This is a genomic window from Citrobacter sp. CF971, assembly GCF_006385635.1.
In the GTDB taxonomy this organism is placed as follows: domain Bacteria; phylum Pseudomonadota; class Gammaproteobacteria; order Enterobacterales; family Enterobacteriaceae; genus Citrobacter; species Citrobacter freundii.
Map to the genome: position 1 here is coordinate 1608950 of NZ_CP041051.1, position 24666 is coordinate 1633615.

The following is a 24666-nucleotide window of genomic DNA, read 5'->3' on the forward strand; positions in this document are numbered from 1 at the left end:
TATTCTCATCTTTACTGTATGCCATCATACCGTTTTTGGGATGATAAAATTAAAAAGGAGAGCTATTGCTCTCCCGTTATTAGCTTTATTTTCAGCGTTACTGCGTTGTGCCATCAGTTTTTGTCTCGGCATCATTATTAATGCCGTTTCCGGTCTCAACCTTCTTATTCACATCAGGGCAGCGACCGTCCTTACACATAGTGTTCTTGTGCATCTCGTCTTTGGTCATCCCTTCATGGTTCATTGATGAACCGTTCGGGTGCAGCATTGTGCCACCCGAATTCACGTTACTGTTGTCGACGTTATTTGGTGCCACGTTTTCACGTGCGTCTGGGGCGACCTGACCGGCGTCCGCCGAGGAATTTGCCTGGCCGTTATTGGACTGCGTATTGGTTTCAGCAGCCAGCGCCGCGCCGCTGGCGAGGCTGAGTGTAGCGGTAAGAAAGAGTGAAGCCAGCTTTGTCATATGCATAATATGCTCCTGTTATGGTCGATATGTCGGATAACGTCTTCCAACAGTGCATGTGCCAGTTACATCATCAATATGTGGTTAATAGTTTTGCCTGAGAAATTAAACCCAGCATAGAATCTTGAAATTTATGAAAATTAAAGCTGTTACAGTTATAAATTGTAGGTTGGATCTCGTTTTTCGCTACTTTATTGTGTTTTTTTGGCCAATTCCAGGATTAATCCGTCCAAAGTGTAAAACCCCGTTTACACTTTATGACTGAAGATATAGATTGGAGGGATTGCATTCATTTATATAAGTATGGCAACGCTGGAATAATCATGAATTATCAGAACGACGATTTACGCATTAAAGAGATCAACGAGTTATTACCGCCAGTCGCATTGCTGGAAAAATTCCCCGCTACTGAAAATGCCGCAAACACGGTGGCTCATGCCCGTAAAGCGATTCATAAAATTCTGAAAGGAAGCGATGATCGCCTGTTAGTGGTAATTGGGCCGTGCTCTATTCATGATCCGGCAGCCGCTAAAGAGTACGCCGCCCGCCTGCTGGCGCTGCGCGAAGAGTTAAAAGGCGAGCTTGAAATTGTCATGCGCGTCTATTTTGAAAAACCGCGAACCACCGTCGGCTGGAAAGGGCTTATCAACGATCCGCATATGGACAACAGCTTCCAAATCAACGATGGGCTGCGCATTGCACGTAAATTGCTGCTGGATATCAATGATAGCGGATTGCCGGCTGCGGGTGAGTTCCTCGATATGATCACGCCGCAATACCTTGCCGATCTGATGAGCTGGGGCGCGATTGGGGCTCGTACCACTGAATCTCAGGTACACCGCGAGCTGGCATCAGGTCTGTCTTGCCCGGTTGGTTTTAAAAACGGTACCGATGGCACGATCAAAGTTGCGATAGATGCAATCAACGCAGCAGGGGCGCCACACTGCTTCCTGTCTGTGACCAAATGGGGTCATTCGGCGATCGTGAATACCAGCGGTAACGGCGATTGCCATATTATTTTGCGCGGCGGCAAAGAACCTAACTACAGCGCTCAGCACGTTGCCGATGTGAAAGAAGGTCTGATCAAAGCAGGGCTCTCTGCACAAGTGATGATCGACTTTAGCCATGCCAATTCCTGCAAGCAGTTCAAAAAGCAGATGGATGTTGCGAAAGACGTTTGCGGACAAGTCGCTGGTGGAGAAAAAGCGATTATTGGCGTGATGATCGAAAGCCATCTGGTCGAGGGTAATCAGAACCCGGATAGCGGCGAGCCGCTGACCTACGGTAAGAGCATCACCGACGCCTGCATTGGCTGGGAAGACACCGATGCGGTGCTGCGCCAGTTGGCGGATGCGGTAAAAGCGCGTCGCGGTTAAAACGTTAGCCTTCCAGAAAAATAAAAAAGCGTGGAGCATTCCACGCTTTTTTCGTTTGACCCGGGATGAAAATTACTTCGCTTTACCCTGGTTCGCAACGGCTGCAGCTTTTGCGGCGATCTCGTCAGCGTTACCCAGATAGTAGTGTTTGATCGGTTTGAAGTTTTCGTCGAACTCATATACCAGCGGTACGCCGGTCGGAATGTTCAGTTCAAGGATCTCATCTTCGCCCATATTATCCAGGTATTTAACCAGCGCACGCAGAGAGTTACCGTGAGCGGCGATAATCACACGCTCACCGCTTTTCATGCGCGGCAGAATGGTTTCGTTCCAGTAGGGGATAACGCGGTCGATGGTCAGCGCCAGGCTTTCGGTAACCGGTAACTCTTTGTCGGTCAGCTTCGCATAACGCGGATCATGACCCGGATAACGCTCGTCATCTTTGGTCAGTTCTGGTGGCGTTACCGCAAAGCCGCGACGCCATTGTTTAACCTGCTCGTCACCGTATTTTTCAGCGGTTTCAGCTTTGTTCAGACCCTGCAGCGCGCCGTAATGACGTTCGTTCAGTTTCCAGGATTTCTCAACCGGCAGCCAGGCCTGATCCAGTTCGTCCAGTACGTTCCACAGGGTGTGGATGGCACGTTTCAGCACAGAGGTATAAGCAAAATCGAAGCTGTAGCCTTCCTCTTTCAGCAGTTTACCTGCCGCTTTTGCTTCGCCCACACCTTTCTCGGACAGATCAACGTCATACCAACCGGTAAAACGGTTCTCGTTGTTCCACTGACTTTCACCGTGACGTACCAGAACCAGCTTAGTTACAGCCATACACTCACTCCTATAAATCATATTTAATGATAATAATTCTCATTATATTGCCGTAATGCGTCAGCGGCAATCCTTACGCATAACCATAGCGAAAATAGCGCCACAGTGTAAGGTTCTTGTGAACTCAAGGTTGCGATTTTGTCTTTGAACGGTGGGGATTTGAGCGGTTCTACTGTGATAAACAAGCAACAGGCCCGATACGTTACGTCATCGGGCCTGGGAGGGGGAACGATTAGGCTGGAATAAACCTGTATTCCGTCACGCTGGCATACTCTTCGCCAGGACGCAGGAAGCAGTCTGGCTGCGGCCATTCCGGATGGTTCGGGCTGTCCGGCAGGAACTCGCTTTCCAGTGCCAGACCTTGCCAGTCGGCGTAGGCATCAGGACCACGGGATGGCGTACCGCCGAGGAAATTCCCGGAATAAAACTGTAATGCCGGGGCGGAGGTGTAGACCTCCATCTGCAGTTTTTCATCCTGGGACCACAGTCGAGCGACCGGCGTATGCGTATTGCCCTGTGCCTGGAGCAGGAAGGCGTGATCGTAACCTTTTACCTTGCGCTGATCGTCATCGGCAAGAAATTCACTGCTGATGATCTTAGGCGTACGGAAATCGAAAGTGCTACCAGCGACGGATTTCAGTCCGTCGTGCGGGATGCCCATTTCATCAACCGGCAAGTACTCGTCGGCGAGGATTTGCAGCTTGTGTTGGCGCACATCCGTTTTGTCACCGTCGAGGTTGAAATAAACGTGATTCGTCAGATTCACCGGGCAGGGCTTATCGACCGTGGCGCGGTAGGTTATCGAAATACGATTATCGTCAGTCAGGCGATACTGCACGGTAGCGCAAAGATGGCCAGGGAAGCCCTGATCGCCATCGTCAGACGTTAAGGCGAACAGCACTTGGCGGTCATTTTGATTGACTATCTGCCAGCGACGTTTGTCAAAACCGTCCGGCCCGCCGTGCAGCTGGTTGTCGCCCTGACTTGGTATTAATTCAACGGTTTCGCCAGCAAATGTATAGCGGCTGTTGGCGATACGGTTAGCGTAGCGACCAATCGAGGCCCCCAGAAATGCAGCCTGTTCCGGGTATTGTTCCGGGCTGGCGCAACCGAGTAATGCTTCGCGCACGCTATCATCGCTGAGCGGAATACGCGCAGAGAGTAGGGTCGCGCCCCAGTCCATCAGCGTGACCACCATCCCTGCGTCATTGCGCAGGGTGAGCAGGCGAAACGGCTGACCGTCCGGAGCCTGCACGGGGATTTCGTTTAACATTGTCCGGCTCCTTGAGAAGGTTTGCAGACGTAGAATGTTTCTTTAATTCCAGTTTTTGCTTCGTACTGCTCAGCGACAGCTTGCTGTACGGCAGGCACCAAATCTTGCGGGATCAGCGCCACGATACAGCCGCCGAAGCCGCCGCCGGTCATGCGTACACCGCCTTTATCGCCAATGGTCGCTTTGACAATCTCAACCAGCGTATCAATTTGCGGCACGGTAATTTCAAAGTCATCGCGCATTGAGGCGTGAGATTCCGCCATCAGTTGGCCCATACGCAGCAGGTCGCCTTTTTCCAGCGCCTGTGCTGCTTCAACGGTACGCGCATTTTCCGTGATCACGTGGCGAACGCGTTTGGCGACGATCGGATCCAATTCGTGGGCGACGGCGTTAAACGCTTCAAGGTTAACATCACGCAGCGCTGGCTGCTGGAAGAAACGAGCGCCGGTTTCACACTGTTCGCGACGGGTGTTGTATTCGCTACCGACCAACGTACGTTTAAAGTTACTGTTGATGATCACCACCGCTACGCCCTCAGGCATAGAAACTGCTTTGGTGCCAAGCGTTCGGCAGTCGATCAGTAGCGCATGATCTTTCTTACCAAGTGCCGAGATCAACTGATCCATAATGCCGCAGTTACAGCCGACAAACTGGTTTTCAGCTTCCTGACCGTTCAGGGCAATCTGCGCGCCGTCGAGCGGCAGATGATAGAGCTGCTGGAATACCGTACCCACAGCGACTTCCAGCGAGGCAGAAGAACTTAACCCCGCGCCCTGTGGGACGTTACCGCTGATCACCAGATCAGCACCGCCAAAGGTGTTATTGCGCTTTTGCAGATGTTTCACTACGCCACGCACGTAGTTTGACCACTGCTGGCTGTCGTGGGCGATAATCGGCGCATCAAGCGAGAACTCATCAATCTGATTGTCGTAATCAGCGGCGATCACGCGGACTTTTCGATCGTCGCGTGCCGCACAACTGATAACGGTTTGATAGTCGATGGCGCAAGGCAGAACGAAGCCGTCGTTATAATCGGTATGCTCGCCGATCAGGTTTACACGACCCGGTGCCTGAATAGTATGGGTGGCAGGGTAGCCAAATGTTTCTGCAAACAGAGATTGTGTTTTTTCTTTCAGACTCATTATTTAAACTCCGCATTCGCGAAAATGGATGTCGCTGACCGCACGCAGTCGTTCAGCCGCTTGTTCTGCCGTCAGGTCGCGCTGGGTTTCTGCCAGCATTTCATATCCGACCATAAATTTACGCACAGTCGCGGAACGCAGCAGCGGCGGATAAAAGTGTGCATGCAACTGCCAGTGTTGGTTTTCTTCACCGTTAAACGGTGCGCCGTGCCAGCCCATGGAGTAGGGGAATGAACACTGGAACAGATTGTCGTAACGACTGGTCAGTTTTTTCAACGCCAGCGCCAGGTCAGCACGCTGTTCGTCGCTCAAATCGGTAATACGCAGCACATGCGCTTTCGGCAGCAGCAGCGTTTCGAACGGCCACGCGGCCCAGTAAGGCACAACCGCCAGCCAGTGCTCGGTTTCTACGACCGTACGACTGCCGTCCGCCAGTTCGCGCTGGACGTAATCAACGAGCATTGGCGCGCCTTGTTCGGCGAAGTACGCTTTCTGCAGGCGATCTTCACGTTCGGCTTCGTTAGGCAAAAAGCTGTTGGCCCAAATTTGTCCGTGTGGGTGCGGGTTCGAGCACCCCATCGCTGCGCCTTTATTCTCAAATACCTGCACCCAGGGATAGGTTTTCCCTAAGTCTTCGGTCTGCTCCTGCCACGTTTTTACGATTTCTGTCAGTGCAGGGACGCTGAGTTCCGGCAACGTTTTGCTGTGATCGGGTGAGAAGCAAATCACGCGGCTGGTACCGCGCGCGCTCTGGCAGCGCATCAACGGATCGTGACTGTCCGGCGCGTCCGGGGTATCGGACATCAACGCCGCAAAGTCATTGGTAAAGACATAGGTCCCGGTGTAATCCGGGTTTTTGTCGCCGGTAACGCGCGTATTGCCAGCGCACAGGAAGCAGTCCGGGTCATGTGCAGGTAGTACCTGCTTAGACGGAGTTTCCTGCGCCCCTTGCCACGGGCGTTTGGCGCGATGCGGTGATACGAGAATCCACTGCCCGGTGAGCGGGTTAAAACGGCGGTGTGGATGATCGACAGGATTGAATTGCGTCATGATTGGTCCTTAATCCGAATATCCCTGTGGGTGGCGTGACTGCCAGTGCCAGGTATCTTGTGCCATTTCATCCAATGTGCGGGTCACGCGCCAGTTGAGCTCGCGATCGGCTTTGCTGGCATCAGCCCAGTAGGCTGGAAGATCGCCTTCACGGCGCGGGGCGAAGTGGTAATTCACCGGTTTACCACAGGCTTTGCTGAAGGCGTGGACCACGTCCAGCACGCTGCTGCCGATGCCTGCACCGAGGTTATAAATATGCACACCCTGAATGCCTGCCAGTTTTTCCATGGCGGCAACGTGGCCGTCGGCGAGATCCATCACATGGATGTAGTCGCGTACGCCGGTGCCATCTTCAGTAGGGTAGTCATTGCCAAATATGGCAAGAGACTCGCGGCGGCCAACGGCAACCTGCGCGATGTAAGGCATCAGGTTGTTTGGAATACCTTGCGGATCTTCCCCCATATCTCCTGACGGATGAGCGCCAACAGGGTTAAAGTAGCGCAGCAGGGCAATGCTCCAGTCGGGCTGAGCTTTTTGCAGATCGGTCAGGATCTGTTCCACCATCAGCTTGCTTTTGCCGTACGGACTTTGTGGCGTGCCGGTGGGGAAGCTTTCAACGTAAGGAATTTGCGGCTGATCGCCATAGACGGTCGCGGAGGAGCTGAAAATAAAGTTTTTCACGTTGGCTGCGCGCATTGCATTCACCAGACGCAGAGTGCCGTTGACGTTGTTGTCATAGTACTCCAGCGGCTTGGCAACGGATTCTCCAACGGCTTTTAAACCGGCAAAATGGATGACCGTATCAATGGCATGATCGTGCAGAATTTCGGTTATCAGCGCTTCGTTACGGATGTCTCCTTCCACGAAGGTCGGATGCTTGCCGCCTAAACGCTCAATGACGGGCAGTACGCTGCGCTTGCTGTTGCAGAGATTATCCAGGATCACCACCTCGTGACCGTTTTTCAGCAACTGCACGCAAGTGTGGCTTCCAATGTAACCGCTACCACCTGTAACCAATACTCTCATAATTCGCTCCGTTAAGCCTATGGTATGCAATAACCATAGCATAACAAAGATGCGAAAAGTGTGACACGGAATAAATTAGTGGAATCGTTTACACTCCAGGGTTTTCACTCGACGCTGCTAGTTAATTTATTATAAATCATTATGTTAGGTTGTTATTACAGCGATTGTCTGAAAAAAAAGCAGAAAAAAGGGCGTGATAAACGCCCTGGCATGAAAATTAACGCAGAGAAGTTTGTCGATAGCCGTAGATATCTCCCTCGGGTACAAACTCTAGCCGATGGGTAATGCAGGCCGGGGCATCTTCGGCGTGATGAGAGACGAACAAAAGCTGAGTTTCGCCTTCACCGATCAGGACATCCACAAACCGACGGATCAGTTGGCGGTTGAGCGGATCTAATCCTTGCAAGGGTTCATCGAGGATCAGCAATGTAGGATGTTTCACCAGAGCACGAACAATCAATGCCAGCCGCTGTTGTCCCCAGGAAAGACTATGAAATGGCGCATCCGCGGTACGTTTATCGATGCCAAGAATATCCAGCCACTGCTGTACCAGCTTGTGCTGCCTGTCGGAGACGGCCTGATAAATGCCGATTGAATCGAAATAACCGGAGAGAATAACGTTGCGAACTGTTGTACTTACCCGGTAATCCAAATGCAGGCTGCTGCTGACATAGCCAATGTGTTTTTTGATATCCCAGATAGTTTCACCGCTGCCCCGGCGTCGGCCAAACAGGGTCAGGTCGTTGCTATATCCCTGGGGATGATCGCCGGTGATTAAACTGAGCAGGGTTGATTTCCCCGCACCGTTGGGGCCGACGATTTGCCAGTGTTCCCCCGGATTTACCCGCCAGCTCAGATGATGCAGGATAGGGCGATCGTTATACGAGACAGTGCCATCGTTAAGCACAATGCGCGGCTCGTTATCTGACAATGTTTGGCGTACTGAAGGCTCATCCGGCTCAGGTAACTGGATGCCTTCCAGCCGCTCGCTATGGGCAAGCTGAGCGATTAATGCTTGTTGCAGAAGGTCGATTTTTGCGCCGGTTTCCGTCAGTGTGCAATCGGCAAGCACGCCGGCAAACTGCACGAATTCGGGAATTTCATCAAAGCGATTAAGCACCAGTACCAGCGTTAAACCGGCCTGGTGTAGCTCATCGAGCAGTTCTGCTAACTGGCGGCGGGACGCGACGTCCAGCCCGTCAAAGGGTTCATCAAGGATCAGCAAATCTGGCGTGGACATTAATGCCTGGCAGAGCAGAGTTTTGCGTGTTTCACCGGTGGAAAGGTATTTGAAACGCCTGTTGAGTAGGGCTGAAATGCCAAACTGCTGCGCCAGCGCAGCGCAGCGGGCGGGATCGTTGACCTCATCCTGAATGATTTCTGCGGTGGTGCGCCCTGTGTCGTCTTCACCGGGACTAAGAAGATCGGTGTTGTTCCGCTGCCACTCGTCGCTGACCAGCTTTTGGAGCTGCTCAAAGGAGAGTCGGGTAATACGTGTGAACTGGCAGCGGCGTTCGCCTTTCAGGAGCGGCAACTCGCCCGCCAGCGCGCGGGCCAGCGCAGATTTCCCGCTACCATTAGAGCCAACAAACGCCCAGCTATCACCCGCGTTTAACGTCAACGCATCTAACTGGAGCGTTTTTGTGTCGCTAAGACGAAACATGCCTTGCGAAATTTGCAACGATGACATTTTGTATCCCATTATTTGCAGCGATGAATAACAGGGATACGTGTTCTTCGGGCTGATGTCAATCAACTCAGCACAGCGTGGCGATAATCACTCTATCAGCATTAAAATATGCTGTGACGTTAGCGCCTTCAGTTAATGTGTGGGTCTGATCTATCGGCAACGTCGCGCAGAGCGTCTGGCCATCTGGCAACGTCATCAGCACTTCACACTGTTCCGCACCGCGTTCAATATGGCTAATCGTGCCCTGCAACTGGTTATCGGCAGCCTGAGCGATGGCGTCGTCCTGAGTGATTCCCACCCACGGCGCTTTCAGCAAAATCAGTACTTCTTTGCCTTCCTCAAGACCCAGACGCTCGCCGCTTTGCGCAGTGATTGCCACTTTCAGGCGCGTTTCGCCATCGGCCAGCAGGACGTCAACATGCTGCTGGACCTGATCGTGGTCGCGAGCGGTAATGGTGCCAAACCACTGGTTACGGGCGCTGGTTTGCAGTGAAAAACGCGAGATAGCTGCCAGCAGGCTGTTGAGCGGTAGCGCATCGTCATCGCTCAAAACATCAAAAGCTTTTTGTTGGATTTGCGCCAGTAAATCATATAACTGGATTAAACGTTGGCCATAGCGCGTTAACACCGCGCCACCGCCGCCTTTACCGCCTGTGGCACGTTCAACCAGCGTCTGCTCGCTGAGCTGGTTCATTTCGTTAATCGCATCCCAGGCGCTTTTGTAGCTGATACCTGCATCCTTCGCGCCCTGACTGATGGAACCGGAAAGCGCAATGTGCTTAAGCAGAGAAATGCGACGGGGATCAGCAAACAGTTTTTGCTGAAGTTTCAGCGTAAGAAGGATTTCGGCCTGCATCACAAGCTCCTGGCAAAAAAGGGTATTGTGACGGAAAACCGTGCCTGAGCAAAGCCGACCGCACAAAAGGGGAGTGCTTTTCTGCGTTATGTGGTTAGAATACAACTAAGGACTATATCTGGAGTTGACCATGTTAGAGTTATTGAAAAGTCTGGTATTCGCCGTAATCATGGTACCTGTGGTAATGGCCATCATTCTGGGTCTGATTTACGGACTGGGTGAAGTGTTCAACATTTTCTCCGGTATCGGTCAGAAAGACCAGTCCAGACAGAATCATTGATTCCCCAAACGCCCGCTCAGTCGGGCGTTTATATTTTTAGCCTTCCTACTCGTTTTCTCTCGCTACAGTTTCTCAAGATCCTGCTTTCCCTGCCGATATTTTCTTTGTGTAACCTCTAATTGGTATCAATAACCACTGGGAAAATCCTGGTTTAATCGTTATATTTGCGCCTACATAACGAAACGCAAAGGAGTTACAGATGGCACGTACATGGTTACGCTTGTTTGCAGGGGCAACTCTTTCTCTTACTGTTGCCGGACATGCGCTGGCGGATGAAGGAAAGATTACCGTTTTCGCAGCGGCTTCGCTGACCAACGCGATGCAGGACATTGCAACGCAATATAAAAAAGAGAAGAACGTTGATGTTGTCTCCTCTTTTGCTTCTTCTTCCACACTGGCGCGTCAGATTGAAGCAGGCGCACCGGCCGATCTGTTTATTTCTGCCGATCAGAAATGGATGGACTACGCGGTAGACAAGAAGTCGATTGATACCGCAACGCGTGAAACGCTGTTGGGTAACAGCCTGGTGGTGGTTGCGCCGAAAGCCAGCGCACAGAAAGACTTCACCATCGACAGCAAAACCAACTGGACCAGTCTGTTGAACGGTGGACGCCTGGCTGTTGGCGATCCGGAACATGTTCCGGCAGGCATTTATGCCAAAGAAGCGCTGCAAAAACTGGGTGCATGGGATACCCTGGCCCCGAAACTGGCTCCTGCTGAAGACGTGCGCGGTGCGCTGGCGCTGGTAGAGCGTAACGAAGCGCCGCTGGGGATCGTCTATGGTTCTGATGCCGTCGCCAGCAAGGGCGTAAAAGTTGTGGCGACCTTCCCGGAAGATTCGCACAAAAAAGTGGAATACCCTATCGCGATTGTTGATGGGCACAAAAACGCAACGGTTAGCGCGTTCTATGATTACCTGAAAGGACCGCAGGCTGCTGAAATCTTTAAACGTTATGGATTTACGACCAAGTAATGATACTGACCGATCCTGAATGGCAGGCCGTTATACTGAGCCTGAAAGTTTCTTCCCTGGCCGTGTTGTTTAGTCTGCCATTTGGGATCTTCTTTGCCTGGCTACTGGTGCGATGCAAGTTCCCGGGCAAAGCGCTGCTCGACAGCGTACTGCATTTGCCGCTGGTTCTGCCGCCTGTGGTGGTGGGGTATCTGCTGTTGGTCTCTATGGGACGGCGCGGATTCATTGGCGAATGGCTGTACGACTGGTTTGGCATCACTTTTGCCTTTAGCTGGCGTGGGGCGGTGCTGGCCGCTGCGGTGATGTCCTTCCCGCTCATGGTGCGGGCTATTCGTCTGGCGCTGGAAGGTGTCGACGTCAAGCTGGAGCAGGCGGCCCGCACGCTGGGAGCCGGACGCTGGCGCGTCTTTATGACCATTACGTTACCGCTGATGCTGCCCGGCATTATTGTTGGTACTGTGCTGGCGTTTGCGCGTTCCCTTGGGGAATTTGGTGCAACCATTACCTTTGTTTCCAATATTCCTGGCGAAACCCGCACCATTCCTTCGGCGATGTATACCCTGATCCAAACCCCGGGCGGCGAAAGCGCGGCGGCGAGGTTATGTATCATTTCCATTGTGTTGGCGCTGATTTCGCTGCTGATTTCTGAATGGCTGGCGCGTATTAGCCGTGAGCGGACGGGGCGATAATCATGCTTGAACTTAATTTCTCCCAGACGCTGGGGACGCATTGTCTGACGCTCAACGAAACGCTGCCAGCCAGCGGCATCACCGCTATTTTTGGCGTTTCCGGTGCGGGCAAAACCTCACTGATTAACGCCATCAGTGGTCTGACGCAGCCGCAGTCCGGGCGCATCGTGCTCAACGGTCGGGTGTTAAACGACGTCGAGAACGGTATCTGTTTAACGCCGGAAAAACGCCGGGTGGGCTATGTTTTCCAGGATGCGCGCCTGTTCCCACACTATAAAGTGCGCGGCAACCTGCGTTACGGAATGGCGAAAAGCATGGCCGGACAGTTTGATAAGCTGGTGGCGTTGTTGGGCATTGAACCGCTGCTTGACCGTCTGCCAGGCGGTCTTTCTGGCGGTGAAAAGCAGCGTGTCGCCATTGGTCGGGCGCTGCTGACAGCGCCTGAGTTATTGCTTCTTGATGAGCCGTTAGCCTCGCTGGATATACCGCGTAAACGCGAACTGCTGCCTTATCTGCAACGCCTGGCGCGGGAAATTAATATTCCGATGCTGTACGTCAGCCACTCGCTTGATGAGATTTTGCACCTGGCAGATAAAGTGATGGTGCTGGAAAACGGGCAGGTCAAAGCGTTTGGTTCGTTGGAAGATGTCTGGGGCAGCAGCGTGATGCACCCCTGGCTGCCTAAGGAACAGCAAAGCAGTATTCTGAAAGTCAGCGTGCTGGAACATCATCCACACTACGCGATGACCGCGCTGGCGCTTGGCGATCAGCATCTGTGGGTCAACAAGCTGGAACAACCGCTGCAAACCGCGCTGCGTATTCGTATTCAGGCCTCTGATGTTTCATTGGTACTGCAACCGCCGCAACAGACCAGTATTCGTAATGTTCTCCGGGCAAAAGTCGCGCAATGCTATGACGATAACGGTCAGGTGGAAGTTCAGCTTGAGGTGGGCGGTAAGACGCTGTGGGCGAAGATCAGCCCATGGGCCAGGGATGAACTGGGTATCAAACCTGGCCTGTGGCTGTACGCGCAAATTAAGAGCGTATCGATTACCGCCTGATTACAGCAGGTGAGAGTAGATAAATTTCGCGATGCTGTCGGTGGTGTTATCACCAATCACGATGTTGGCGCGTGCTTTGACCGCGTCATCCGCGTTGCCCATCGCCACGCCAGTGCCTGCGGCTTCCAGCATGCTGATATCGTTAAAGTTATCGCCAAAGGCAATCACGTTTTCCATTGACCCGCCCTGTGCTTCTATCCACTGGGTCAAGCGTCGTCCTTTACTGTTGCCTTTACGGGCAATGTCGACCTGATCGTGCCAGGACCATTCACACTCCAGCCCCAGTTGTTGCTCGACATACCGGCCAAACTGCTGCAGTTTCGGAATATCTTCGTCGGTCAGAGCAAATTTCCAGACGGCGTTAACGTCATGCGCCGCCTGCGCCAGCGAAGGAACCTGGGTGAAGGTCGGGCGCTGTTCCGGCGGCAGCGTTTGTGCCCAGTTAGCAGTACGCACTACATGCCCGGTAGGGCGCTCATACAGCATGGCCTCATCCACATACATCAGCCCGTGGATCTGATGTTCATCCAGCATTTCGATCAGCTGTAATGCCTGGTCTACCGGAAGGGGATCGGATTCCAGCACCTTTTTTGCTTGATAATCATACAAATAGGTACCGTTACAGCAAATTGCAGGTGTATCCAGCGCCAGTGCCTGATAAAAAGGATGAATAGCAACGTGATGGCGACCTGTGACAATGATAAGTTGGTAGCCTGCTTCTCTGGCGCGCGAGAGCGCTTCGAGAGAGGATGGCAGCAAGGTTTTTTTCGGGGTCAAGAGGGTACCGTCTAAATCCAGGGCAATCACGCGTGCGGTCATAGGTTTATCCAGATTAAGGTTGAGAATTATGTCTGTTGGAATGGTACACCGAGACGGGAGCCGGACAAAATTCTGAGCCTTAATTAAGCATTCACCGTTAAAAGCGTCTACCCTAGGCGTGTGTCAGGCAATTGCAGCCACCTGCCAAAAAGCAAAGGAGTATTCATGAAGCAAACCGTTTATACCGCCAGCCCTGAAAGTCAGCAAATCCACGTCTGGAGCCTGAATCACGATGGTTCTCTGACGCTGACACAGGTGGTTGATGTGCCGGGTCAGGTACAGCCGATGGTCGTCAGCCCGGATAAGCGTTACCTCTATGTTGGCGTGCGCCCGGAGTTTCGCGTGTTGGCTTATCGTATTGCGCCTGATGACGGTGCGCTGACCTTCGCGGCAGAGTCTGCGCTGCCGGGTAGCCCGACGCATATTTCTACCGATCATCAGGGACGTTTCGTGTTCGTGGGTTCTTATAACGCTGGCAGCGTGAGCGTCACGCGTCTGGAAGATGGCCTGCCGGTGGAACTGGTTGACGTGGTTGAGGGCCTGGATGGTTGCCACTCAGCCAACATCTCTCCGGATAACCGTACTTTGTGGGTTCCGGCGTTGAAACAGGATCGTATCTGCCTGTTTGACGTAAGCGATGATGGCCATCTGGTCGCGCAGGAACCGGCTGAAGTGACTACCGTGGAAGGCGCGGGCCCGCGTCATATGGCGTTCCATCCGAATAAGCAATATGCCTACTGTGTGAACGAGCTGAACAGCTCTGTTGATGTCTGGGAGCTGAAAGATCCGTACGGCAAAATTGAGTGTGTGCAGACGCTGGATATGATGCCTGCAGATTTCGCTGATACCCGTTGGGCAGCAGATATTCATATCACACCTGATGGGCGTCATCTGTATGCCTGTGATCGTACCGCCAGCCTGATTACGGTCTTTAGCGTGTCTGAAGACGGTAGCGTACTGACTAAAGAGGGTTTCCAGCCTACCGAAACTCAGCCGCGTGGTTTTAATATCGATCACAGCGGAAAATACCTGATTGCCGCCGGGCAAAAATCGCAACATATCGCGGTGTATAAGATTGCAGGCGAACAAGGACTGTTGACAGAGAACGGTCGTTACGCGGTAGGACAAGGCCCGATGTGGGTGGTGGTTAACGCGTATTAACAATAGCGACGCCCGTTAGCGGGCGTCGCTATCTTTAAGATTGATTGCAAATACTTTTGCTGTTTCTGCTTGTTTAATTCCCTTCTACAGTAGGCTGGACTTGCGTTTCTGCTGACGGCCTGTACCTCTTTTCTTCAGTACTGAATACCAGCGGCTACTTTCGCAAAAAAATGCTTTTCTACCAAAAATTGGAGCGTTTTTTATAATCTTTTTATGTGCTTTTATTATATCTATAGCCTCGTAGGAGTATTTTTACATTAATTCCGAGAATGTAATTATTGATTATTATTATAACATTCACGGTATTAATTATTAATTCTATCAATATGAATAATATTATCTTTACTATATGGGGTATATATATGTCTGATTTAAGTTTCAGTGTTTCAAGTAGATCTTTTTGCGATTCATTAGTAGATAAAGGTACTGTAAAAAATAGGTCGTCAGTGGAGAGGAGGGGGCATCTTGCTGATAATCTCCAGTCAGTAAAACAGTCAGATAAAAATATAAATGTATCTGATGGATTCAGCAAAATTAATAAATATTATGAATTAGAGAAAGCGAGTGTCCATCACAAACATCATCATAAATCGATTCAGGTTCAACGTCATCAAAGTAACAAAGGCGAAATTGAATATGCAAAATTAGAAAATAAAACTAATAAAGAATTTATCAATGAAATTAAAAATAATAATGGAGTTATAAACACTCGTGGTAATCGCATTCTTCCGTTATATGCTGGATGCGAGGTACAAATGTCTGTTAATGGCCAAAATGTAATAGTTAAGCCCTCTTTTGATTCAATTGGCCAGGTTGAGTTTTGCATTGCTAAACGAGGCAAGGAAGACGTTATAGCCAGAACATTGACGAAAAAAGATATTATCACCATTCTTTCAGAAGCAAAGAATAAACATAATAACACTTTATATACAGTAGATGTTAACGGAATTACACTCCCCCCTTCTCCAAAAGGTGAGAAGAAATTTATTCCATGGAATCATATTCTGGCTACTGCCCCTGAAAAAACCACTAATGCCAATAAGTATCAGGGAACAATGGCTAAGAATGGTGAACTTATTTTATTTATCGATGAGAGTCAAGGGGGAGGGAAAAATCTAGCGGAGGTAAAACAGGAAACGATAATACCACTCAATAATATTATTGGGCGGCGAACGCTGAATACCGATAGTGATTTTCCTATATATATAGATGATGAAAAAGGGAAATATAATAAATTTAGCGCTAGCGATACGGTTTCACCTTCTTTAAATGACATCGATAATAGGTTAAACAAAAGAAAGGAAAGTGCTGATCATGCTGCCCGTAACCTTCAGAAGGCCGAAAAAATGGCTGTCAAGGCTGAAGACGCGGCTAAAAAGAGTGATGCTACTGACAAAGAAAAGGCCTATGCAATAAAGGCAAGAAAAGACGCAGACAAAGCCCAGAGTAAAAATGATGCCGCTCAAGCCGCTTTACGCAGTGTACGGGAGGGCATGATTACTATTTATTTTGAAATGGAAAGGCAATACGGTACGGCAGCCGTAAGAATGCTACAAGATTATATCATTCGTGTTCTGGTTGATAGAGATCTCAAGACACTCCATATTGATCGCGAAGGGAATATGAATGATGCAAGCAGGATGATTCTTTTACAAGCAGCCTCTGTATGGACAGAGAATGAGGGGCGTTTCATCGAATATGTTGCCAAAGAGCATCACATACCTTTTTTGCACCCTGAGTTGATGTTTGCACAAATTCGTTCTGCGGATAAAATACGAGGATCTTTAGGCAACATAGTTCCTCGCAGTCTAAATGATCTTGTCAAAGAAGAACGCGGTATCCTTGAATATTTGTATGGACGACATGATTTGCAAGCGCTATCCGCATCTGAGCGGGTAGAAATGATGGTTATTATTCAGTGCGTAAAGGATGGTATGAGCCTCAGGCGTTTCTCGCCAACGATGTTACGTAAATATCTCCCCATTATTGAAGAAATAGCAAAAGATCGCAAAAATATACTTTCAATGGATCATCAGTATGGGAAAGTAATCACCTCTAATGACTCCCTTAGACACAAGGCAAGTGAGGAATTATATTCATTGCTGCGCATTATTAGAGAGAATAAAGCAGATATAGCCAAATGCGAAGATATGATAACTGATCACCTTTTTAAGGTTGATTTAGGACGTGAAAATGAAATTATTAATAACTATGCTAATTTATTACGCCACAACCCATTGATTTTAGAAGTGGAAAAAACGCATTCATACGCAAAAGACCTCGAACAAGTAAAACATGAAATTAATGGCTTGTTGTTTGATAAAATAAAACTTGAGGCTGTCGGTAAGTTATCAATGCGTCAAGAGATAAAGGATATTCGGCATAAATTAAAAGAGTTATCCACGCTAAAAGAAAAATTAGAGATTGCCGTTACTTATTGCAATACAGGAAGTGAATCTACTATCCAATTTATTGGTGAAAATGAAAACGTTTTAAGCATTAATTCTATTCGCGAATACTTCAATACTTTATCAGTGGATAAAGGTAAAAAAATAAGAGATGCTTTGGTAAAAGGTTATCGCGCTAATATCACTAAGATGATATCCGGTAGCAGCGCACAAGATAAAATGTATTACTTTGACTATTTTATTAAACAATTCAGTTTTATGTCCAAGACTCTTCAGGACAAGATCAAATCTGGAACCGCTTCAGATAATGATAAATTCCTCGCTAAACTTTATTCCCATGAAGCTAAAAAAATGACCAGTCGGTTCAGTTATTATCTTTCGCATTTGGAAAAAGTAGGGATAAATAAACTGGAAAATAATTTACGTCCTGTAACGCAAAATGCGTTACACATGATAATACCAATAAGACCGGAAGAAATTAAAGAAAAATTTGTAGCATTAAAGGGTCATGATAAACAATCGCGTGGGCAACAGAGTGTGCTTAAAATTGCACAGGAACTGGCAAGCCAGGTAAAAATAATGGTGAATCGGCTTAAAGAAGACAATATGCCGAATGCTTTATTGATGGCCCAGTCTTTGGCTGAACAATTAAATACGGTGGTAAATAATCTCGAAACGGGTGAGCAACGTCCACAGGATGTTGGGGCAGAACCAGAGCTGGTGATTGTACAAGCCCAGGAACTGTTAGCACAAATTAACAAAAGTGGAAATAAATCACAATTATTGAATTATGCTCAGACATTAGTAACGCAATTTAATAAATTGAAAGAGCAATTAATGCGTGCAAATACGGCCCCAGATGGCGCTTTTTTGCGTACCAGTGCAATCGCTAATCATGATGAAAGCGGCCCTTCTTACGTCCGGTTGGATACCAAAGATGTGACGTTACTTAGGGCATCTTATGAAACCAGAAATGACAGCAAGACGTATGAAAAACATTGGGAGAAAATTAAAAAAATTTATATTGATGCGGGCGCAAATGAAGGGTTGTATGATATTGCAGTCAACGATACGGGACTAAGCCTTACTTATAAAAAGAAAGGTAAGGATGTTATTATTCAGTATGCCAGTAATGGAGATGTTCAGCCTGCGATTGATATGTCTACCTGGCGAGTTGTACCTTCAGAAAAAAATAAGGATGATCAATATAAATCCAATCACAACTTGTTTGTTGAAAATATTATTGATCATGCTACGAGAGCTATCATCACTCCAGATATAAAAGATGAAGTGACTATGCAGGCTCTTAAATTCTATGTGAAAGATGCTTTTGGCCAGGATATTAATATCGTCGACGCTAAAAACTTTAATGTTAATCCCAAAGCTATCAACATCATCAGGCATAGTGATGGTTCGGCTCAACTGGTCACTATAAAAAATGGAGTAAATGAAATACATAGAAAAGAAACTGATATTTTTAATGTTGTTAGTCATGAGTTGGATGTGAAGGTCGGTAAAAAACGAGATATAGCACAGGATTCTGTTTCTTCAGAATTCATCAAAAATAAAGCAGAGGGTATGCTTTTTTCTCCAGATCTACAGATTATTGTAAATCAAGTAGATGTCAGAAGGCCAAATGATGAAAATAGCTCTGAATATAAGGAGTACTTAAACAAGAGACAAAGTCTGGATGCCTTAAAAGAAAAAATAATAAACATAGGGCATTTTAATAAATTTATTTTACGCTTACCCGAAGGGACCGCCTTTCGCATGACTAAGGATGGTTTTTTGCAAACGGCTGGTATTAATGGTGGTAATACTATTCTTTCGCAAGTTTACAGCCATAGCGAAGGACGAATTGAAAATGCGAAGTATATTCCTCAGGTTATGACTTCAGATTCTATATCCACTGGTGTAGCGCAAGATGCAAATTTACTCAATCTAATGTTGGATTTGGATGATATCCCCAATCCAAATGTACCGAAAAAGCAAGTGGCACCCGATCTGGATGCTATATTAGGTGAGTTGTCTGCAACATTGCCATCAACAGAAAGTTCTGCTAATAAATTGCAAGCTGCTTATAAAATATCAAGAAATACTAAACATGACATCGCGTTAACGTCTTCTGATAGGGGTGTTAATGCAAGTAGTATCACTGATGTGGCTCAGGAGGCGGCGACTCAAAAAATGAACGTGTAGCAGTAAGTAATCGAGATACTGTAAATATTGAATCTCAAAATGGAACTTTGACGTCAGCAGATACTGTTAACAAACCTCAGCAAGTTAAAGATGTTGTAGATATTACAGGTGAAATGACAGATTTAAAGACAAAAATTCTCGATACGATTGATTTCAAGAAGTTCCATTCACAAATTGATGGCGAAATAGCTGTTTTAGCTCTTTACTCATATTTGGCAAGTAAAGGCATTTGTCTCCATGTTTTTAACGAAGGACATGGTAATGGACTTCTTGGTCGTGTTAACTTTAATTCGGAATTTGTAAGTAGAGGATTAAAAATAGGGTCAGAGTTGGAAACTAGCAAGGATATTTACGTTATTTTAAAAAACGGACATTATGATGGCTTTAGCCCATCATCAATGAAGTCTGTTCAGGTCAGCGGTGATGGTAACTGTCTTTTTCATGCTGCGGCGAAGATGTTAAATGATACTACAATAGATGGTGCCAATCTCAATACCATGACAAAATTACATCTGAAAGAAAATTTCGATGAGTTTGTTAATGCTTTTTTTAATGCTCATGATGAAGTTGAAATTAGACAGGTGCAGAATGGAGATCTTAAAGCGCATTCTGGAAAACTGTTCAGTCTGGTGAATGAATATAAGAACTTCAGAGCTAAAACGACTGAAACTGCCGCTGTACAGCCTGCAGATGATTTACTTCAAAGCAAGACTCCAGAACGCGGACTCAGCAGAAAAGAACTCAACCGCCTTTTCAGCAACCGGCCAGTGCTGGCGCAATAAAAAGAGTGACATATTCAGGGATGGCGGTAAGCCATCCCTTTTCGCTGTTACTGCTTCGGCTCGGCAACCACTTTGCTACCGATACCGCGGTTGTTGTATTCCCACATGCGGTTGAAGTTGGTGTCGTTCAGGTTGCGCTGGATTTCACCTTTGTCATCTTCCGCACCGGTATTACCGGCAAACGGGCGTTTTGCGATAACGCTGTCAGCCCATGGTTTTGCCATGTTAAAGCCTTCGTTAATCACGCTGTCACGGATAACGACCTGACCGTTAGTGTTGGAATCGACATCCAGCGATCGGCCTAACTGCGCCACGCCATCGCCGCTTGCCGTGAAGCGGCTATTAATCGCCAGGAAACCGTAGTAGATGTTTGACAGAGTAGCCGGTGCGAACACGTAACCTTCCTGCTGCGTACGGGAATTCACAACACGGAAATCGGTGTTCTCGAACACCACTGCGCCACGACCAGAAACGATATCCACATCACCTTCAATGTAGCTGTTGGTTACCAGCGTGCGAGGCTGACGATCGTTTTCCAGACGGTTTTGTACGCCGCTGTTGGTTACAAAGAACGTATTCTGACGACCCAGAATATTGACCTTGTTGATCTGCACTTTATCACCATCGGTACGCAGCGCAACGGCCGGGTGGTTGCCTGCATCAACGCTATCACCCAGGTTGTTTTCGATGGTCAGGTTCTGCAATTGCAGACCGTTGTTTTGCGACCAGACGACGGCAGAACACATCACACCAATATTTGTGCCACGTTTGTTCTGGCAATTATCAAACATATACCACGCAGGTTTACCCGGCATATATTTACCGCCTGGGTTCACCGTACGACGCCAGTCTGCGGTGCTCATGTCACCGTCAATGGCCTGGCCAATTTTTACATCCAGCGGTTTTTCGCCCATACCGTACAGCGTCAGGCTACCCGTTGCTGCCGGGATGTATACCGTGCCCTGATACTCGCCCGGCATAATCGCGATGTACTGACGTTTGTTCGTACGTTTGATGATTGCCGCATCCACCGCAGCCTGAATGCTGGTATGGGTTACGCCCTGAGTGCCTGCCGGGCCAACGACGAAGTCAGGTTGTGCAGGCAGAGAAATTGAAGAAGGGCTCCATGGCGCGGTGTTTGGCGTCAGCGCGGAAAAATAGTGCGCTGCAACGAAGTTTTTCGCTTCATTGGCCGACAAGATCGGGCGCGAAGAGGTACCTGGCGCGGTCTGATCGGAAGGAATTTGATCGGGCGGCGTAGAGCTACAGGCGGTCAGCGTCACGCCAAAAGCCATTGCCAGCGCCAGACGGGAAACTGATGATATATTCACAGGTTGCTCCGGGCTTTGAAAGTTATCCATTAAAGCCTGCTTTTTTATACTAAGTTGAGCGAAACGGGAAGGCGAAAAGGTAAAAAGTTGTTTTTTATCGCAGCAATGTCTGGCGCGGAGAGTCTTTATATCACAAATAGATAACAATTATGGCTCTTCAGGTTGACAACATCCCTATAATCAAAAATAAATGTCTATACAACCTATGACAAGTGGTGAGTCGAATGCAGCAATTCTTCCCTGATGATGTTATCTGGCGCAATGTTCGTCTGGCGACTATGGATCCTGAACGTGGTACCCCATATGGGCTGGTGGATGGTCATGCGCTGATCGTCCGCCAGGGCAAGATTCGCGATATCGTCCCGGAATCATCGTTATATCTCACACATGACAATACTTTTGATATGCAGGGCCGGCTGATTACGCCTGGCCTGATTGATTGCCATACGCATCTCGTCTTTGGCGGAAACCGCGCAGGTGAATGGGAGCAGCGGTTAAATGGTGTCTCCTACCAGCAGATAAGCGCTCAGGGTGGGGGGATCAATGCCACCGTATCGGCGACCCGCAGCGCCACGGATGAACAACTCTTACACGTAGCCCATCAGCGGATGGAACAGCTGATCAAAGAAGGTGTTACGCTGTTGGAAATAAAATCCGGCTACGGCCTGGATTTGCCGACAGAAGAGAAAATATTGCGCGTGGTGGCAGCGCTGGCGGCAGAGAATATCGTTGAAATCAGCCCGACGCTGTTGGCTGCGCATGCGACGCCAACGGAATTCAGAGATGATCCTGACGGCTATATTACGCTGGTGTGCGAGACCATTTTGCCGCAGCTGTGGGAACAAGGGCTGTTTGAGACCGTTGATCTGTTCTGTGAAAGCGTTGGTTTTTCGTTGGCGCAGAGTGAGCGGGTGTTTCAGGCTGCGCAGGCGCTGGGCATCCCGATTAAAGGCCATGTCGAACAACTGTCATTGCTTGGCGGCGCACAGTTGGTAAGCCGCTACCACGGGCTATCCGCCGATCATATTGAATACCTCGATGAAGCAGGCGTGGCGGCAATGAGCCAAAGCGGTACGGTCGGCGTGCTGCTGCCCGGCGCATTCTATTTCCTCAAAGAGCAGCAGCGCCCACCGGTAGCGTTGCTGCGTCAATATCAGGTACCGATGGCGGTAGCGACAGATTTTAACCCCGGTACCAGCCCGTTTATCAGCCTGCACTGGGCGATGAATATGGCCTGCGTTCAGTTTGGCTTAACGCCGGAAGAAGCATGGGCGGGCGTAACCCGTCATGCGGCCCGGGCGCTGGGGCGTCACGCCACCCACGGTCAATTGAAGGCCGGGTTTGTGGCCGATTTTGTGGTGTGGGATGCCACACTTCCGGTCGAGATCCTGTATGAACCAGGACGCAACCCGCTCTACCAACGCGTATTCAAAGGACAAATAGCATGACTCACTGGCAACCTGCTTCACCTGCGCTATGGCAGGGACGTGATGACCGGGCCGAATCGCCGAATGCGCTGCGCCTGTTTCAGACTATCACCCAGAGCCCGACGTTTAGCCCAGAAATGTATCGCGAGCAGATAGCGTTGCTCGGGTTTGCCTGCGACGAAGGTGTTAAACGTAATCAGGGGCGCACGGGAGCTGCCGGAGCGCCCGATGTGCTGCGCAAGGCGCTGGCGAATTTAGCCAGCCACGATGGGCATCATCGACTGGTGGATCTGGGCAATATTGTGGCGCAGGCCCCCGATCTTGAGGGCGCGCAGCAGGCGCTACGCAATGCAGTACAGCGTTGCCAGCAGGAAAATATGCGCACCTTTGTTTTGGGTGGCGGACACGAAACCGCATATGCCCATGGCGCAGGTGTGCTGGACGCGTTCCCGCAGGCGAAAGTGGGGATAGTCAACTTCGATGCGCATCTCGATTTGCGCCATGCCAGGCAGGCTACATCCGGTACGCCGTTTCGCCAGTTGGCGCAGCTTTGCGATGAACAACAGCGTGAATTTCACTATGCCTGTATCGGCGTCAGCCGGGCGGCAAACACCCAGGCGCTTTGGGATGAGGCCCAGCGGCTCGGTGTGACCGTAGTGGAGGATCTGCATTGTGATACGGCGCAGGCGCAGTTAGCGCAGTTCATTGCCAATCTGGATGTCATCTATCTGACAATCGACCTCGACGTGCTGCCGGTGTGGGAAATGCCCGGTGTGTCGGCCCCCGCCGCGCTTGGCGTACCGTTGGCGACGCTGCTGAGACTGATTGAGCCTCTGTGTCGTAGCGGTAAACTACAGGCGGTGGATATGGTTGAATTTAATCCACGCTTTGACGATGATGGCAGGGCGGCGCGGGTTGCGGCGCGATTAGGCTGGCAAATCGCCCACTGGTGGCACTGACATACCTGATGGCGTTGCGCTTATCAGGTTCGGGTAATGCCTGTAAACTGTACCCACTCACATTTTCAGCTTAAGGAAGGCTCACGCATGCTCCCATCCCGTTCTGCTCCGGCTCCTTTTTACGAAAAGGTCAAACAGGAGATCAGCGAAAAAATTGCCAGCGGTATCTGGCAGCCTCACGATCGCATTCCGTCTGAGGCAGAGCTGGTGGCGCAGTATGGTTTCAGCCGCATGACCATCAACCGGGCGCTGCGTGAGTTAACGGATGAAGGTTTACTGGTGCGTTTGCAGGGCGTAGGGACGTTTGTTGCCGAGCCAAAAGGGCAGTCCGCGCTGTTTGAAATTCGCAGCATCGCGGATGAAATCAACGCCCGTCAGCATCAGCACCGATGCGAGGTGCTGACCTTGGAAAGAACCCAGGCAAACGCGCAGCAGGCTTTGGTATTAAACGTCAAAGAGGGCACCTCTATTTTTCACTCTGTCATGGTGCACTACGAGAACGATCTGCCGGTACAGATTGAAGATCGCTGCGTGAATGCCGAAATTGTGCCCGAGTATCTGGGGCAGGATTACAGCCAGACCACGCCGCACGCATACCTTTCACTGATAGCCCCCTTGACCGAAGGTGAGCATATTGTTGAAGCGGTACGTGCCAGCGCCGAAGAGTGCGCGCTGCTGAACATCAAAGAACACGATCCCTGCCTGCTGATCCGCCGCAAGACCTGGTCCGCGTCATCCATTGTCTCTCATGCCCGTTTGCTGTTCCCTGGTTCCCGCTATCGACTGCAAGGGCGGTTTATGTCCTGATACAGGAGATGAAAACCGTGATTGCTGACGCAATATAATAAAAATGTATCTTAATTGTTAAAATCA

21 protein-coding genes are annotated in these 24666 nt (G+C 49.5%); 11 read left to right on the forward strand and 10 right to left on the reverse strand.

Features of this window, described 5'->3' with window-relative positions; all coding sequences use genetic code 11:
- Nucleotides 1-97: 97 nt before the first annotated feature.
- A complete protein-coding gene (locus E6P06_RS11140; protein WP_003022994.1) occupies nt 98-472 on the reverse strand; it encodes a YbgS-like family protein in 375 nt (124 codons plus the stop codon).
- Between the two features lie 317 nt (nt 473-789).
- Between E6P06_RS11140 and aroG the strand changes: the two genes are divergently transcribed.
- Nucleotides 790-1842, forward strand: a complete 1053-nt coding sequence (gene aroG, locus E6P06_RS11145; RefSeq protein WP_003837108.1) for a 3-deoxy-7-phosphoheptulonate synthase AroG — start codon at nt 790-792, stop codon at nt 1840-1842.
- A 72-nt stretch (nt 1843-1914) separates the two neighbouring features.
- Here the strand turns inward: aroG and gpmA are convergent, their stop codons facing one another.
- From gpmA to modE, 7 genes are all read right to left on the reverse strand, one after another.
- Nucleotides 1915-2667 carry a 2,3-diphosphoglycerate-dependent phosphoglycerate mutase gene (gene gpmA / locus E6P06_RS11150; RefSeq protein ID WP_003022999.1) on the reverse strand — a complete coding sequence of 251 codons (753 nt, stop codon included), beginning with the start codon at nt 2665-2667 and terminating at the stop codon, nt 1915-1917.
- 232 nt (nt 2668-2899) lie between these two features.
- Nucleotides 2900-3940: a galactose-1-epimerase gene (gene galM / locus E6P06_RS11155; RefSeq protein ID WP_048219294.1), complete on the reverse strand. Its 1041-nt coding sequence runs from the start codon at nt 3938-3940 to the stop codon at nt 2900-2902.
- The gene (gene galK / locus E6P06_RS11160; protein WP_016149810.1) at nt 3934-5082 is read right to left on the reverse strand and encodes a galactokinase; all 1149 of its coding nucleotides are present in this window, start codon (nt 5080-5082) and stop codon (nt 3934-3936) included. Before galK ends, galM begins: the two co-directional genes overlap by 7 nt.
- 3 nt (nt 5083-5085) lie before the next feature.
- Entirely contained in the window at nt 5086-6132 is a 1047-nt protein-coding gene (gene galT / locus E6P06_RS11165) for a galactose-1-phosphate uridylyltransferase (protein ID WP_139935232.1), read from the reverse strand.
- Nucleotides 6133-6141: 9 nt separating this feature from the next.
- Nucleotides 6142-7158: a UDP-glucose 4-epimerase GalE gene (gene galE, locus E6P06_RS11170; RefSeq protein ID WP_003837100.1), complete on the reverse strand. Its 1017-nt coding sequence runs from the start codon at nt 7156-7158 to the stop codon at nt 6142-6144.
- A 217-nt stretch (nt 7159-7375) separates the two neighbouring features.
- On the reverse strand, nt 7376-8848 hold the full coding sequence (gene modF / locus E6P06_RS11175; RefSeq protein WP_119174043.1) for a molybdate ABC transporter ATP-binding protein ModF: 1473 nt from the start codon (nt 8846-8848) through the stop codon (nt 7376-7378).
- A 67-nt stretch (nt 8849-8915) separates the two neighbouring features.
- Nucleotides 8916-9704: a molybdenum-dependent transcriptional regulator gene (gene modE, locus E6P06_RS11180; protein ID WP_003023018.1), complete on the reverse strand. Its 789-nt coding sequence runs from the start codon at nt 9702-9704 to the stop codon at nt 8916-8918.
- A gap of 130 nt (nt 9705-9834) precedes the next feature.
- Between modE and E6P06_RS11185 the strand changes: the two genes are divergently transcribed.
- The 4 genes from E6P06_RS11185 to modC all read left to right on the forward strand — a co-directional run bounded on the left by E6P06_RS11185 (nt 9835) and on the right by modC (nt 12707).
- Nucleotides 9835-9984, forward strand: coding sequence for an AcrZ family multidrug efflux pump-associated protein (locus E6P06_RS11185; protein WP_003023026.1), 150 nt, complete (start codon nt 9835-9837; stop codon nt 9982-9984).
- 199 nt (nt 9985-10183) lie between these two features.
- Entirely contained in the window at nt 10184-10957 is a 774-nt protein-coding gene (gene modA / locus E6P06_RS11190; protein ID WP_003023029.1) for a molybdate ABC transporter substrate-binding protein, read from the forward strand.
- Entirely contained in the window at nt 10957-11646 is a 690-nt protein-coding gene (modB, locus tag E6P06_RS11195) for a molybdate ABC transporter permease subunit (RefSeq protein ID WP_003023032.1), read from the forward strand. The genes modA and modB overlap by 1 nt, the downstream gene beginning before the upstream one ends.
- A gap of 2 nt (nt 11647-11648) precedes the next feature.
- Nucleotides 11649-12707: a molybdenum ABC transporter ATP-binding protein ModC gene (gene modC, locus E6P06_RS11200; protein WP_003837092.1), complete on the forward strand. Its 1059-nt coding sequence runs from the start codon at nt 11649-11651 to the stop codon at nt 12705-12707.
- On the opposite strand, the gene E6P06_RS11205 is transcribed toward modC, so the two are convergent.
- Nucleotides 12708-13526 carry a pyridoxal phosphatase gene (locus E6P06_RS11205; protein ID WP_003845370.1) on the reverse strand — a complete coding sequence of 273 codons (819 nt, stop codon included), beginning with the start codon at nt 13524-13526 and terminating at the stop codon, nt 12708-12710. It lies immediately after the preceding gene.
- 165 nt (nt 13527-13691) lie between these two features.
- Here E6P06_RS11205 and pgl point away from each other — a divergent pair, with 165 nt between their 5' ends.
- From pgl to E6P06_RS11220, 3 genes are all read left to right on the forward strand, one after another.
- Entirely contained in the window at nt 13692-14687 is a 996-nt protein-coding gene (gene pgl / locus E6P06_RS11210) for a 6-phosphogluconolactonase (protein ID WP_139935233.1), read from the forward strand.
- 362 nt (nt 14688-15049) lie between these two features.
- On the forward strand, nt 15050-19294 hold the full coding sequence (locus tag E6P06_RS11215) for a cell envelope integrity protein TolA (RefSeq protein ID WP_139935234.1): 4245 nt from the start codon (nt 15050-15052) through the stop codon (nt 19292-19294).
- Between the two features lie 47 nt (nt 19295-19341).
- The gene (locus tag E6P06_RS11220; RefSeq protein WP_139935235.1) at nt 19342-20076 is read left to right on the forward strand and encodes an OTU domain-containing protein; all 735 of its coding nucleotides are present in this window, start codon (nt 19342-19344) and stop codon (nt 20074-20076) included.
- Between the two features lie 47 nt (nt 20077-20123).
- Here the strand turns inward: E6P06_RS11220 and E6P06_RS11225 are convergent, their stop codons facing one another.
- A complete protein-coding gene (locus tag E6P06_RS11225) occupies nt 20124-21407 on the reverse strand; it encodes a putative acyl-CoA thioester hydrolase (RefSeq protein WP_003837077.1) in 1284 nt (427 codons plus the stop codon).
- Nucleotides 21408-21631: 224 nt separating this feature from the next.
- Between E6P06_RS11225 and hutI the strand changes: the two genes are divergently transcribed.
- The 3 genes from hutI to E6P06_RS11240 all read left to right on the forward strand — a co-directional run bounded on the left by hutI (nt 21632) and on the right by E6P06_RS11240 (nt 24600).
- Nucleotides 21632-22855, forward strand: coding sequence for an imidazolonepropionase (hutI, locus tag E6P06_RS11230; RefSeq protein WP_003023053.1), 1224 nt, complete (start codon nt 21632-21634; stop codon nt 22853-22855).
- Complete coding sequence (hutG, locus tag E6P06_RS11235; RefSeq protein ID WP_139935236.1) at nt 22852-23793, forward strand: formimidoylglutamase; 942 nt, start codon at nt 22852-22854, stop codon at nt 23791-23793. The genes hutI and hutG overlap by 4 nt, the downstream gene beginning before the upstream one ends.
- An 87-nt stretch (nt 23794-23880) precedes the next feature.
- A complete protein-coding gene (locus E6P06_RS11240) occupies nt 23881-24600 on the forward strand; it encodes a histidine utilization repressor (RefSeq protein WP_139935237.1) in 720 nt (239 codons plus the stop codon).
- The last annotated feature ends 66 nt before the right edge of the window (nt 24601-24666 follow it).